Here is a 12,790-nt window from a genome sequence, read left to right as displayed (position 1 = left end):
TTATATTTAGAAATACTAGATCATATAAAAACCATTATTTAACATAAAATCTCTTATTCGAAATTTATCGCATCGCATGTAATTCCAAAGTAAATAGTATTATATTTCAAAAATTTATACTATAAGAAATAGGGGCGTAAACCCGAAAAGCTGATGCGGATCAATGCCCAATTGGAAAACTTTGTCGAGTATGACTAGGACGATACCAATTTAAATAAGGCAGAATTCCAGAAACATACCTCACAATACAAATATCTGTACAACAACGTCCGTGTGGTCCAGCCTAAAGACAAAGTATCGATCCTCAATGATGTCAATTTCCAACTGGAACTGATCCACCGCGATACCGTGAATGTCGGTTATATCCTGAATTTACTGCAATCGGTGGTCAATCATAAAGATCCAGAAAAGAAACAACAGTATCGTTCCCAAGTGCAAGATATCATCTCGACCAACCACAACTTGTATGACAAACAAGAGCTGATTCAAAAGTTTCTGGATGAAAACATTCCACGCATGGCCGATGGTCAAAGCGTTGAACAAGCCTTTGTTCAGTTTTGGGATGTGGAGAAAGAAAAGGCACTGAATGAGCTGTGTCAAAAAGAAGCCATCAAACCTGAAGTCTTCAAAACGGTGCTCAGCCAATATGAATACACCCAGCGTCTACCTAGCCGGGAAGATGTCAAAGACTTACCGATTGCTCGCCCTAAGATCTCAAAACGTAAGACCATGATGAATACCCTGGTTCTCAAAACTCGAAACTTTATTGAAAAGTTCTATCGAGGCTTATAAGTCCCTGAAACAAAAAATGCCTGAACTTCAGGCATTTTTTACGTCATCACTAACAGCTTAAAACAATCAAAAAAACTAGAGTCTTAGTCTTTTGAATACGACTTAATTTTTTCGAAAATAGGGTAAAAGTCTACACCCTCATCTTTCATGCTAGAAAGCAAATAAACCAGAACAGCAATATGAGTAGGTACTTTTCCGATCTTTTTATAGTTAGTTATGGAATTTGGGTTCATGTCCAATAATGTTGCAAATTCCTTAATTGAAAGACCTGCTTTCCCCATAAGTCTTTGAAATTCTTCGTACGGCATCGTGATAAATACAATCTGTTTGGATTAGAAGTATAACACAGACCATAAAATTACAAAAATCACATAAATTATGTGACAAACACATTTTTTATGTGTTATAAATAGCTTATCAATTAATCTATTTATCATCTCTATAGGAGAAACATACTATGTACTCATACCCGGATTCAAACACTGAAAAGAAAATTGCTCTCATGATTATCAATGACTTTTTCATTCAAAAAGCCCATGAACTGTGGATTTTTTTACAACTCGATCAGTGCTTTAACGATTATGAAGCCACACTGATTTGGACTAGACGTTATTTAGAGAAGCATCCTGAGTGTGAGTACAGCGATATTCAAAAAGCTTTCCGTTCTTGTTTCCCTGAAAATTTCTTCAGCTTTGACTATTAATTGATGAATCGTCTTTCCTCTTTTGTAGCAGTTGAAATTAGAGTAAACGCTATAAAAGAGGAAAAATTGGCAGTGTTGTAAATAGCTTTTCAGCTAAAGGTTCAATAGATGAATCACTTCCATAGTCGGCATCATCTTTGGGGCGAAATCATTCTTTGGGCTGTGCGCTGGTATTGTAAGTATGGCAGTATAGAAAGAGTTTTACATCACATCACTCTCTTCAGGATTACACAAGTTCATAAGTTGCGTAAGTTATGTAACTTTATAATTTAATATTCCTGGCAGATTAATCCCGGGCAGCTCTTCTCATTAGATGGATCCTTAGTTTTCAGCACTGCGCTTCCATATATGGACAAATCCCTGACAAGCATGACCGGGAGAGGTTTCCATCTCATCACTCTCTTCAGGATTACATAAGTTCATAAGTTGCGTAAGTTATGTAACTTTATAATTTAATATTCCTGGCAGATTAATCCCGGGCAGTTCTTCTCATTAGATGGATCCTTAGTTTTCAGCACTGCACTTCCATATATGGACAAATCCCTGACAAGCATGACCGGGAGAGGTTTCCATCTCATCACTCTCTTCAGGATTACATAAGTTCATAAGTTGCGTAAGTTATGTAACTTTATAATTTAATATTCCTTATAGATCAGCTGCTAACCGTTCATGTAATAGCCTTCCAATTAAAATGGACACTTCTCAATAAAGACCAAATTATAGAATTAGGGTTACCAAGACAGACTAAATTTTTTTCTATAGGTTAGTAGTGTTCAAAATAAGAATTTCTATTATTCAGGTTATGATAACTTTTCTGATTTATATTTTTCTTTATAGCCCACTTTTAACAAATCAGGATAATACTTTTTTACCTTTTCAGGGTCGAGAAGTTCAAGTGAAATCCTTTCTTTAAACGCTTCGATCTCTTCACCTACATTGGCATATTTTCCCCCGAATTCGGGATATTTGATAAGGTCACACAATTTTTGAGCGAAAAATATAGATTGTTTTGGTGTCAACTGATATGTCGGTTCCAGTACCTTATCACTAACAATTAAGGAAGCTTTTTGATTAAAAGAAAATTCGATATGTGTAATTGTTCTTCCTTCTTTTTTCTGCTCATAACTTACGTCGATATCAGTAAGTTTATTAATTTGATCTATGGCAACCGTCAATACACGCTTTTTAAAATCGCCCATGGTTTTATATTCATTTTCAAGTAAACCTAACTTATCACGCAATTCAACCATACTAATATATAGCTTGCCTTTGCTACGCCATCTAATCAAAAGTTCATACAGCCGTATAGCGTATACGCTAGATAATTGAGAAATTTGCTTTAATTCATAACGGGTAAATTTTTCTTCAAGTTTTACAAAAAGCTGTAAAATATCAGGAGCAAAAATTAGTTGAGCGCATGCAGCTTCTTTAACATAGCCAACTTTTGATACCCAACGGCTTTTGTAGACCGCTGGCTTACCTGTAACAGGATCTATGGCCTTATAGGTGAGTCTACGTTCAAACAAGTTATCACACGCTCCCTGAAGAGCCTCATAGGCCGCTTGACGACCCAAATTAAAGTGCTTCATGTATTCAGATGCATGTATTGTTAGCAAGGTATCCGATGTAAGCTCTTTTTCAATTTCCCTAGCTGCAATAATCGCAACTAAAATTAAGCGTTGTTCAGACAAAGTCAACGCATAAGATGCTTCAATCAAGTTATTATCTTTATAAATTAGATTTGCCATATTGTGATTAGAGAAACAAATATCATTAATGGACATTAACACTTAATGACCATTAATGGAAGACCTATTTATGCCAGGAAAACGTCCATTTATATCAGGAAAACGTCCATTTAAATAAAGGAAAATGTCCACTTATTGTCAGGAAAACGTCCATTTAAATAAAGGAAAATGTCCACTTATTGTCAGGAAAACGTCCATATAAATCCTCTGAGCATTAGACTACATAAGGCATACAAAGGTCCTATAAATATAAATTTAAAAATATATATAAAATTAAAAAAGAGCATTACTTGTGGATAACTTTATTTTTTAACTTTATTTTTCACAATAGTTGATTCAGGAGATTGAAACTTGTACATTGTTTTTAACAAAATTACGTAACTTACATAACTTATGATTATTTTAGTAGGTGGTGAAAAAGGCGGAGCTGGTAAAAGCTGCCTTGCCCAAAACTTAGCGGTTTATTTACAAAAAAAGAATAGAGATGTTCTTCTTCTAGATGCAGATCCTCAAGGTACAACTACTGACTGGATTAAAGAGCGTGATGAGAATGAGGATTTAAAGAATATTCCATCTGTACAAGCTTCAGGCAATATTCGTCAAGTTTTAAAAGATTTATCAAAAAGATATGAAGATATTATCATTGATGCTGGTGGGCAAGATTCGGAAGCATTGCGTTCTGCTATGACTATAGCAACACATATGCTATTGCCTTTTAGGCCTAAACGTAGAGATCTAAAGACTTTGGATCATATGGAGCAAGTATTAAAACTGGCGCGAGCAGTGAATCCAGATTTGAATGCAAGAGCAATCATTACACAATGCCCAACATTACCGTCACAAGTACAGCGAATTCTAGATGCTAAAGAAGCCTGTATATCGTTCGGAATAAAAGCCTTAGACCAAATTACGACAAATCGAAATGTTTATGATGATGCAGATGAAAATGGCCTATCTGTTTTTGAAGTAACAAGTGATTTTAAAGCAAAAGCAGAAATTGAAGGGATAGCTCAAGAGTTTTTAGGAGTATAACTATGGCAGGTCTTAGCGGTTTAAAAAAGAAAACTGACGAGCTTTCAGATCAGGATAAACTGGTTGAAAATTTCATATCTGGAGCTGATAAAAGAGTTAAGGATCTAGAAGTTTCACAAAAGAAATTCGTTCGTTGTACCTTTTCTTTAAACCAAGAATTAAGTGAATTAATTGATGAGCTAATTATCAAAAGTAATAACGCTCGTGTTAACAGATCTAGTATTGTAAGAATAGCTTTAGAGTCACTGGCAGAGCAGAATTTAGAAGATTTTAAGCAGCTGATTGATAAAAGTTTTAAATAAAATAGGGGGGGATAAAGTGGAAAGTGGTCTATTCAGTTAAATCCGTGGGTAATCCTCCCATAAATAAATAACCGAAGTTAAAAGTAGAGGTTAAGCAGCCATTAAAGATAACTTTCCTTTGTTAGCTTGGTGTGGTCTTTCATGATTGTAATGCCACAGCCAATCAGTTACGTAATCCTAAACTTCTTCCAATGTATCAAACAAATGCTTGCTCAGCCAACTATAGTTGATTATAAAATTGAGTAGCACAGTAAAATCCTTATGAAATGGTATCTTACGAAAATATTTGGGTGCTATACCTTTTAGAATTCAGCTATATAACGTATGGTCCGATTATAGCGTTCAATATACGCATTCTGCTGTGGTTTACCCGGTTGAATATATTCAATACGAATACCGTGCTCAGTAGCCCAGCGCACAAATTCGTGACTGATAAATTCGGGACCATTATCGCATCGGATCACTAATGGTTTTCTCTCTACTCCAGCAATTGATTCAACGTACGAATAATCCTGATTGTGGGCAATGAGAACCCTGACTCAATGGCTAGGCCTTGGCGGCGGTAATCATCAATCACATTCAATAATCGAAACTTGCGACCATCGGAAAGCTGATCATGTATAAAATCTAATGACCAAACCTGATTTTCTCGGATTGGTTCTTTCAATGGTTCAGGTGCATGCCGTTTTAGTCTTCTTCTCAGTTTAATACGCAGATTCAGTGCCAACTCACAGTAAATGCGGTAAGCTAAAGCCAGAGTGGTGAGCGATCATTCCCTAGCTTACCATCAATTAAGCGAATCCATTTGGATACAAGATTTGTATTCAATCCATGTTGCAAAGCGACCGAAGCAATTGAAACGTCCGGGGCCTTACAAGCCTGAACGATCTGCTGTTTAAATTCAGCACTGTATGTTCTTCGTTTTTTCGCAAGAGATTCGATGGATGTCTGATTATTTGTAGTGATAAATTTAAGTCCCTACTTGTTTTTAAGTGGGGACTTAAATTAAGGCTTATAGGATGAATTCATAAGGTGTGTTCAGCGGACTTCTTACAAAAGAAATAACGAAAAAATAGTTAAATTAACTTTTCAGTATTAATTTGACTAATTTTAATTGCTATTGAATAAAATTCGATTTAAATACAATTTTTTAGTGATTAAGTCTAACCCAGATATTTCTTTTTTTAAATCACATTTAAAAGTAATAATTTTTTCCCCGTGGTCTACAGTGTAGCTAAAAATTAAACCATTATGTACTTTATAGTATTTATTACCGATATACTTGTATCCAAAAAAATGAAATGAAAGAACGGAGTCACAAAATATTTCTAACATCTTAGAATTATTTATATTAATAAAAGAGACAGTAAAGCTATCCGATGAATTGTGAACCAATTTATGAAGAATATTAAGAAGAAATGTATTGTATAGTTGCGAAGATTTCACTATTTAACCTTATTTAAAGCACACGAAAAACACGTAAAAAACGAGTTATCCTTTCATGTCTTTAAATAAGAGTGACTTTCTCCCGCTAGCCTTAATTCTAGCTAACCAACTAGTCTGTTATAAAACTAGGGGGCTATTGATTTTATAACTCAATAAAGATGAAAAATCTAGTTTTTTTTAGAAAATTATTCATTCTTCCTGAATTCTATTTAAGAGTATTAGAAACCAAAATCAAGGCTATCATTTGTATGGTTTAGACTCTTAGAATTTTTGTCTAATGTTGTAGATTTCTCTTTATTGATGAGGTCTGTTTGATCTTCTATAGTTGGTGATGTTGGAGGAGAATTAGGAATAACAGTCTTGTACTCATTTATTTGGTGCACAATATTGTGATCTATCTTGTCGGTCGCTGAGCTTTCAACTTGACGATCTATTACTAATGGGTGGTCAAATTCGATTCTTATATTTGTTGCACGTGCAATTTCTTGCACCTGTCTTTTAAAGTCATCTGTACCGGACACCCATACAACCCCAAATTTATCTCTAGCCAATAACAAGGCATCGTGAATATGGTCACGCTTTTGGCTGACTACGGTAATATCTAAAGTATTTTTGCTTTCAAAAAAAGCGACTTTCTCTTGATCGATATAAAATGTTTCTCCAAATTTGTATTCGATACGATATTTTTTAATAGGGTAGGCTGACTGTAAAATTTGATCAGAATCTTTCAAGGTTTCTTTTGGCCTTGTGAAGATATTATTCCGCTCTAATTCCTGTTGTTTGCGCAGTTTAACTTTTCGACTGTATTCATAAAACTCAAACATCTGTAAGTAATCAAGTTCAGATAAAGATTCTGTCTGTTGATATGATTCGTTCACTTTATTTTTAGGTATAAGTGCGAGGTCTCTTAAATGTTGCGAAGCATCGTTAGTTGTAACAAGGCTATGGCAATTTTCGTTGATCATAGGCTGATGCTCTAAAGAAAAATATAATTGCCAGGTTTGCTCGATGTCATTTGAGTTGAAATATTGTTTATTTAATTTTGAGGCTTGTGTATAGATCAGGTTATGCAGCCTTTGTATCAAGATACTCTGATCTTCTTGATTAAGCTGAGGCAATTGATGCTTTTGAATACCTGCTGCTAAATTAGATTTGAGCTGGCTCATATTGATGCCACAACAATTCAGTAGTAAACCAGTTTTGATCAGCGCTGTACTTTGGCATTCGCCTGTTGTCTTAAAATGTTGATAGAGTTGTCGAAATCCAGCTTCGAGTTGCTCCGAGGATAATTTTGATAGAGCGGGGAGAGTTCTACTTTTGTTTGTATCTTGAATTTCGTTTGATCTATGTTGGGAAAGCATTTCGAATAAGTTTTTAAAATCTGATGATCCTCGAACTGATACTTGATGCTCAGGATGTAAATTCTTTATACATTGCTCTAACCGGGTGATTGAATAATTACTAAAGATAAGAATCCCATATCTATTCTGAATGCCAATGGGCTCTTTAGGATCATTCGAATCAAACAAAATTTTAGCAGTCTTGATTTCTGGATTTTCTTGATAAATAAAATTTTTAGACTGACGTTGATCGAATAGAAATTGTTGTTGTATCAATAGGGGATTGGTGGGTGAGATAAATCTTAAAAAATCAGCATAAGAGGTAATTTGGGTTGAATCAAAGTTTCTAGACAAAAAATTTTGATCAAATAGCTTTTCAGAAGTCTGTTGGCTTAAATTTTGATTTTGGATAAGAAACACGTTCCTGATTTTGGCTCTGGTTGTCAGTTGTTCTGTATGATGTTGATAATGTAATAGAGTATAAATCGTATCAGAAGCCTGTTCTGGAAATTTTTTCTGAAGTTGTTTTAAAAAAGAAGATTTATTGTATTTATAAATTTCATTCTCGAAATTGATATCCTGGTACTTGGATCGACGATTCTGACTATAAACATCTTTAGTTGATTTCATCTTGAGATAAGCGTCATGAAGCTCCTTAACCAAAAAGTCTTTATTCTGGAATAAATGATAAGCAGAGATCTTTGAGGATTCATGTGGAGTGTGCTGAGCTGTCGTATTCAATTTGGGCTGATAGATTTTGATCTGATCAGCGTGATGAGGTGTAAACTCCCCCCAACGGTTTTCCAAATTCTTTAAAGTGACTTGTTTATTGCAAAATAACGATGCCTTAAATGTTAGTGACTCCTGATCATGGGGCCTTATCGTAAAAATACTACCGCTACGCTTACGTTCATACGAAATTCCTGAAGATGCTAATTGTTGATGCCAGTCTTGCCAACTAGTTGCCTCTTTTAGAATGGGCTGAATGATTGTTTCAAGCTCATCTTGATAGTTGCTTGCAACAGACATTTCCTTGCTCAATCGACTCTTTTGTTGATGTCGATGTTCTTGATCACGAATCTTTGCACTGATTTTCAATGCATCGGGATTTGATATGTGATTGATGTTTTTTTCACATTCTCCAGTTTTACTGTTATAGATAAAGAGGGGATTTGGTTCAGGGTCCCAACCCTGTTTTGCCTCAATTTCTGCAACAGCTCGATGTACTGCATTCAAGATCCAACCATCTCCTAGATCCACCGCTTGATGTTCATTATGATTGTTTTTTCTGTAGGGATGGATTCGGTTAATGATCAAATGGAAGTGTACATTGTCTGTATCCATGTGCAATGCATACTGCATTTGTAAGTCATCTGCTTTGAGATGTTTACTTAAAATATCGATTTGTTCTTCTAATTGTTGGGTCGTTGGGACTTCAAATTTTTTAAAACTTCCGACGATATGAACAATTGGGTCATCCACCCTTGTATTCAAACTGGCAGTTTGTGACATTTCAATTTTTTGATACTCAATATTTTCATCCAGAAAGTTACGTGAGTTCGAGTAAACACATTTTTCAGAAATGAGCTCATGACTAAAGCTAGCGTGCAACTGAGTAATATAGTCACTGAGGTAGTCGATACGCGTTTGATTTGGATTATGTATATAGTCTGATAAACCGTTGATACGATTTTCAACAGAAGTGCCTAAGGTGTTTGGAATTACTTTAATAATCATGTCTAACGTACCTGGTCATTTAGTCGACGCACAATGATTTTCAACTCATGAACGAGCTCTGTAAGGTCACATAATTCTTCGGGGATCAAATCTTTATCTTGGAGTTCAATCAATATTTTTGGGAGAATAATGCCAAGTGTTCTAATCGTATGAATATCACGTTGATCGATTAATTGACTGTAGTCATCACTTAAAATTTTTTTACGTATATAGTCAGATTGATTGAGCTGTAATGCCTTGCAGGCAAGATTGATATCTTGATGTTCATCTGCAGTTAAACGAACAATGATCTGCTTATTTCTTGATGCTTTAACTTTCATTTTTTTCTACTGTATACAAATTGAGACCGAGCAACGCGAGCTCGAGATTTGACATGGATGATGTGATATACATCATCCCATCCTGTATTTATTGGCTGTCAGTGAATGAATTAAAGTTAATGAAAATAATGGTTGATTTATATTTTTTTATTATCGCGAAATATGACTTTTTTCAGTAATTTAAGAATCCAAAAATGGTCATGTTTTGCCATTTCTGTAATGAAGTATATTCAGAATAATTGGCTTCTAGATTTATTTTTGAGGAAAAAACATGATACAAGACCAGAATATTTTACACCTTGATATTCAAAATCCAGACAATATTAATTCTGACTCCTCAACAGAAAATACTTCTGAAACTGTATCGACAAAAGAAGAAAAGCATTCAAAAAATGTTGAGAAAAATCAAAAAATATATAGCAAAAATGATTCTAAAAACTTTGAAAATATTCTTCTTTGTTATATAAAAGAATTGAATGAAAAGACCATTACACAGAATCAATTGCTTACTCAGCATAAGAAAACTTTACTTCAACTCTTTGGTCTTGGTGCAACAACCGGAGAAGTACTAGACTTTCTAAAAAGAAACAATTTTGTGGGTATTACTGAGGAAGCTTTAAAAGAGTTTTTAAAGAAGAAAAAATAAATTATGGTGTGAAGTAATCACTAAAAATTACTTTACACAAAGCAATTGATCCCATCGAAAGTAGTTCTGGCTCAGTTGATTACGAGACATATTCCAGCTTCTATTTGGTAACCTACTTGCACCCAGAGCAAGCTTGGTTTTTCCAAACTTATGATGGATTTCTTCAAGTGAATCCATCAGGTTATTGCCTGCGGTTATTTGTTTCATGTCTATAAACAGGTCGTAAGTGTGGTTAACTTTGGGCTCTAGACAAGTCAATATTACGCCGCACTTTTTGAAGCCTACATCTTTCTGATATAAGTCATCTATCATTTTTGTGGCAATCTTACACAACATTAAAACGTTATCAGTTGGTTCTGGCAAAGTAAGTGCTGCAGATTTGCTGTAATAAGGTTTATGTGTTTCAAATGGATTGGATTGTACAAAACCAATCATGTAACCACACAACATCTTCTCACCTCTTAAGCGGGCAACTGCATCTTGGACGTAGAGACTCATAGCCTCTTTTAGATCATCAATATGATAAATCCTTTGGCCAAATGAACGACTTGCGACAATTTGCTTTCGAGGAGCTTGCGTATGTTCTAACTCAATACAAGAGACACCATGTAATTCAAGTAATGTTCTGTGCATAACAATGGAAAATTGATCCCTGATCATGAAAGGGAAGGCCATTGCAAAATCCAGCACAGAATAAATATTAAGACTATTTAGTTTCTTTGTATGTTTGCTACCGACACCCCAAATTTCACCTACCTCTATCGTTTCATATAAGCTTTCTATAGCACAATAATCCATGGCAACCAGGTTACACACACCATTGAAGTAGGTGTTCTTTTTTGCAATGTGATTTGCCATTTTGGCTTCAGTTTTAGTTCTGCCTAAGCCAATACATACTGGTAAACCGAGCCAGGTAAAAATACGCTGACGAATCGTCTGTGCATAATCAGTCAAATCATACTTCTTGGCATAAGCAGTCAAGTCCAAGAAGCATTCATCAATCGAATAGACCTCTTGTTCTTCAGGAGTTACAAAGTCAGACAGGACCTTCATGAATCTGCGAGACATTTCTGCATATAAAGCATAGTTGCTTGAGAGCACTTGGACCTTATGCTGCTCTACAATGTCCTTAATTTGAAAAAGGGGAACTCCCATCTTGATACCTAAGTCTTTGGCCTCCTGTGAGCGTGCCACAGCACAACCATCATTGTTAGAGAGGACAATCACAGGTTTGTTATTTAAACTTGGGTTAAAGATACGTTCGCAACTGACATAACAGTTGTTGATATCTACCAAAGCAAAGATCTTGTTTGTATATGCCATATGATGAAACCAAGAGAATAGTTACTTACGTTTCCTGAAGGGTTTGATGACGTAAGTCACTACTCCCCAAATCACCATCTCCTGGCCATCTCTGAGGTAAATATTGGAACAATCAGGATTCTCAGCTTTAAGCCAGCGATAGTTACCTTCAATCATCAAGCGCTTAACAGTAAACTCATTGTCGATCAGAGCGATAACGATGTCTTCATGTTTGGCTTCAAGACTACGATCAACGACAAGTTCATCATCAATTTCAATACCAGCATCTCTCATGGAAAGAGAAGCTACTTTTACAATGAATGTCGCTGCCTCATTACTAATGAGGTGTTCATTCATATCTAATGTCTTGTCGACAAAATCTTGGGCAGGAGAAGGGAAACCGGCAGCAACCTTCTCGGCCGCTAAAGGAATTTGCATATAAGTAGATGACTGTACAGGCGTGATTAAATCGATATCATTAAGGCATTGGCTCTCTGCTTTATTTAGATAATTTTTAATCTCTACGATCTTGGATAAAGGCACTCTTACTGTTTTGGTAGGCTCATTGTATTTAAGTTTTCTACCCGCACCTTCTCTGATTCCCCCACGCTTGTTGTTCATGACTCATTCACTATTTGGTTTTGTGACGAAATCAAATAGTAAACTTTCTTTTGTTAGGAAAACAATAGAATCTGGATAAACGGTTAATATAAAAAGTATAAATTTAGGGAGATTTCTAGCTCTTTCGATTTAATTCTTTACATGTGGACTGCACACAAAATAGCTATGAATGAACATTAGATGAATTTAGATCCTGTAGTAAAACAGCTTTTGATGGAAACTTAGAAATTTTCAAATGATCTGTATTTATGATTTATGAACCGTACCGGGTTTGTCGGAGAGTCAATATTCTGAGAGACTATCCCGATGACAAAATTAAAATATACCCCTGAAATCAGAGAAAGAGCGGTTCAATTATTGATTGAATCCGAGAAAGATTATCCATCGAATTGGGCTGCAATCACAGCAATTGCTCCTAAAATTGGCTGTACTCCTGAAACACTACGTGTTTGGTATCAAAAATACTTAGATCAACAAAATCCAGTTAAAGCACAGCAGCTTTCAGACCAAGAATGTATCAAACAACTGGAACGCGAAAATAAAGAACTGCAACGTGCTAACGAAATTCTACGTAAAGCAGCGGCTTTTTTCGCCCAGGCGGAGCTCGACCGCCCACACAAATAATGGTGGATTTTATCCATAACAATAAGGCGTTATATGGTGTTGATGCGATTTGTAGGATTTTACCGATCGCTGCTTCAACCTATTACCGGACTTTAGATCTCGCGGACAATCCAGAACATCGAGCGAAACGGGATCTGCATGACCTTCATCATGCTGAACAAATTAAACGAATTTGGA

General features: G+C 35.4%; 10 protein-coding genes, 5 pseudogenes and 1 other annotated feature. Of the genes and pseudogenes, 7 read left to right on the top strand and 8 right to left on the bottom strand.

The window, feature by feature from the left end:
* Nucleotides 1-222 precede the first annotated feature (222 nt).
* Nucleotides 223-792 (top strand): annotated as a pseudogene (locus RJ01_RS15100) (type I restriction endonuclease subunit R); the annotation flags it as partial.
* Nucleotides 793-875: 83 nt separating this feature from the next.
* Here RJ01_RS15100 and RJ01_RS15095 read toward each other — a convergent pair.
* Complete coding sequence (locus RJ01_RS15095) at nt 876-1,100, bottom strand: helix-turn-helix transcriptional regulator (RefSeq protein ID WP_004676219.1); 225 nt, start codon at nt 1,098-1,100, stop codon at nt 876-878.
* A 149-nt stretch (nt 1,101-1,249) separates the two neighbouring features.
* On the opposite strand from RJ01_RS15095, the gene RJ01_RS15090 reads away from it, so the two are divergent.
* Both RJ01_RS15090 and RJ01_RS16905 read left to right on the top strand, forming a co-directional pair.
* Nucleotides 1,250-1,495 (top strand): hypothetical protein, encoded by a 246-nt coding sequence (locus RJ01_RS15090; RefSeq protein ID WP_034171689.1) that lies wholly within the window; start codon nt 1,250-1,252, stop codon nt 1,493-1,495.
* A 108-nt stretch (nt 1,496-1,603) separates the two neighbouring features.
* Nucleotides 1,604-1,729 (top strand): annotated as a pseudogene (locus tag RJ01_RS16905) (IS6 family transposase); the annotation flags it as partial.
* 566 nt (nt 1,730-2,295) lie between these two features.
* On the opposite strand, the gene repM reads toward RJ01_RS16905, so the two are convergent.
* Nucleotides 2,296-3,243 carry a replication initiation protein RepM gene (gene repM / locus RJ01_RS15085; protein ID WP_201773389.1) on the bottom strand — a complete coding sequence of 316 codons (948 nt, stop codon included), beginning with the start codon at nt 3,241-3,243 and terminating at the stop codon, nt 2,296-2,298.
* 393 nt (nt 3,244-3,636) lie between these two features.
* Between repM and RJ01_RS15080 the strand changes: the two genes are divergently transcribed.
* Both RJ01_RS15080 and RJ01_RS15075 read left to right on the top strand, forming a co-directional pair.
* Nucleotides 3,637-4,275, top strand: a complete 639-nt coding sequence (locus RJ01_RS15080) for an AAA family ATPase (protein WP_034171687.1) — start codon at nt 3,637-3,639, stop codon at nt 4,273-4,275.
* A 2-nt stretch (nt 4,276-4,277) separates the two neighbouring features.
* Complete coding sequence (locus RJ01_RS15075; protein WP_034171686.1) at nt 4,278-4,577, top strand: hypothetical protein; 300 nt, start codon at nt 4,278-4,280, stop codon at nt 4,575-4,577.
* 90 nt (nt 4,578-4,667) lie between these two features.
* Here the strand turns inward: RJ01_RS15075 and RJ01_RS16030 are convergent.
* The 4 genes and pseudogenes from RJ01_RS16030 to RJ01_RS15065 all read right to left on the bottom strand — a co-directional run.
* Nucleotides 4,668-5,322, bottom strand: a pseudogene (locus RJ01_RS16030) (integrase core domain-containing protein); the annotation flags it as partial.
* An 11-nt stretch (nt 5,323-5,333) separates the two neighbouring features.
* A pseudogene (locus tag RJ01_RS16025) lies at nt 5,334-5,543 on the bottom strand (transposase); the annotation flags it as partial.
* A gap of 698 nt (nt 5,544-6,241) precedes the next feature.
* The gene (locus tag RJ01_RS15070) at nt 6,242-9,100 is read right to left on the bottom strand and encodes a relaxase/mobilization nuclease domain-containing protein (protein WP_034171685.1); all 2,859 of its coding nucleotides are present in this window, start codon (nt 9,098-9,100) and stop codon (nt 6,242-6,244) included.
* A 2-nt stretch (nt 9,101-9,102) separates the two neighbouring features.
* Nucleotides 9,103-9,420 (bottom strand): hypothetical protein, encoded by a 318-nt coding sequence (locus RJ01_RS15065; RefSeq protein WP_034171684.1) that lies wholly within the window; start codon nt 9,418-9,420, stop codon nt 9,103-9,105.
* A 271-nt stretch (nt 9,421-9,691) separates the two neighbouring features.
* On the opposite strand from RJ01_RS15065, the gene RJ01_RS15060 reads away from it, so the two are divergent.
* The gene (locus RJ01_RS15060) at nt 9,692-10,066 is read left to right on the top strand and encodes a hypothetical protein (protein ID WP_034171683.1); all 375 of its coding nucleotides are present in this window, start codon (nt 9,692-9,694) and stop codon (nt 10,064-10,066) included.
* A 27-nt stretch (nt 10,067-10,093) separates the two neighbouring features.
* Here the strand turns inward: RJ01_RS15060 and RJ01_RS15055 are convergent, their stop codons facing one another.
* Both RJ01_RS15055 and RJ01_RS15050 read right to left on the bottom strand, forming a co-directional pair.
* Nucleotides 10,094-11,389 carry a Y-family DNA polymerase gene (locus RJ01_RS15055; protein ID WP_034171682.1) on the bottom strand — a complete coding sequence of 432 codons (1,296 nt, stop codon included), beginning with the start codon at nt 11,387-11,389 and terminating at the stop codon, nt 10,094-10,096.
* 21 nt (nt 11,390-11,410) lie between these two features.
* Nucleotides 11,411-11,989, bottom strand: a complete 579-nt coding sequence (locus tag RJ01_RS15050; RefSeq protein ID WP_034171681.1) for a LexA family transcriptional regulator — start codon at nt 11,987-11,989, stop codon at nt 11,411-11,413.
* Nucleotides 11,990-12,295: 306 nt separating this feature from the next.
* Here RJ01_RS15050 and RJ01_RS16015 point away from each other — a divergent pair.
* Nucleotides 12,296-12,790, top strand: a pseudogene (locus RJ01_RS16015) (transposase); the annotation flags it as partial.
* Nucleotides 12,571-12,687 (top strand) — a sequence feature (AL1L pseudoknot). Its footprint overlaps the pseudogene before it by 117 nt.

The organism is Acinetobacter sp. YZS-X1-1 (assembly GCF_000804305.1).
GTDB classification, from domain to species: domain Bacteria; phylum Pseudomonadota; class Gammaproteobacteria; order Pseudomonadales; family Moraxellaceae; genus Acinetobacter; species Acinetobacter variabilis.
Note: the sequence above shows the minus strand (reverse complement) of the source record. Positions and strands in the feature narration are given on the sequence as shown.

Coding starts and splice junctions, on each gene's coding strand:
- RJ01_RS15095 (WP_004676219.1), bottom strand. CDS start 1,100: ATGCCGTACGAAGAATTTCAAAGACTTATGGGGAAAGCAGGTCTTTCA.
- RJ01_RS15090 (WP_034171689.1), top strand. CDS start 1,250: ATGTACTCATACCCGGATTCAAACACTGAAAAGAAAATTGCTCTCATG.
- repM (WP_201773389.1), bottom strand. CDS start 3,243: ATGGCAAATCTAATTTATAAAGATAATAACTTGATTGAAGCATCTTAT.
- RJ01_RS15080 (WP_034171687.1), top strand. CDS start 3,637: ATGATTATTTTAGTAGGTGGTGAAAAAGGCGGAGCTGGTAAAAGCTGC.
- RJ01_RS15075 (WP_034171686.1), top strand. CDS start 4,278: ATGGCAGGTCTTAGCGGTTTAAAAAAGAAAACTGACGAGCTTTCAGAT.
- RJ01_RS15070 (WP_034171685.1), bottom strand. CDS start 9,100: ATGATTATTAAAGTAATTCCAAACACCTTAGGCACTTCTGTTGAAAAT.
- RJ01_RS15065 (WP_034171684.1), bottom strand. CDS start 9,420: ATGAAAGTTAAAGCATCAAGAAATAAGCAGATCATTGTTCGTTTAACT.
- RJ01_RS15060 (WP_034171683.1), top strand. CDS start 9,692: ATGATACAAGACCAGAATATTTTACACCTTGATATTCAAAATCCAGAC.
- RJ01_RS15055 (WP_034171682.1), bottom strand. CDS start 11,389: ATGGCATATACAAACAAGATCTTTGCTTTGGTAGATATCAACAACTGT.
- RJ01_RS15050 (WP_034171681.1), bottom strand. CDS start 11,989: ATGAACAACAAGCGTGGGGGAATCAGAGAAGGTGCGGGTAGAAAACTT.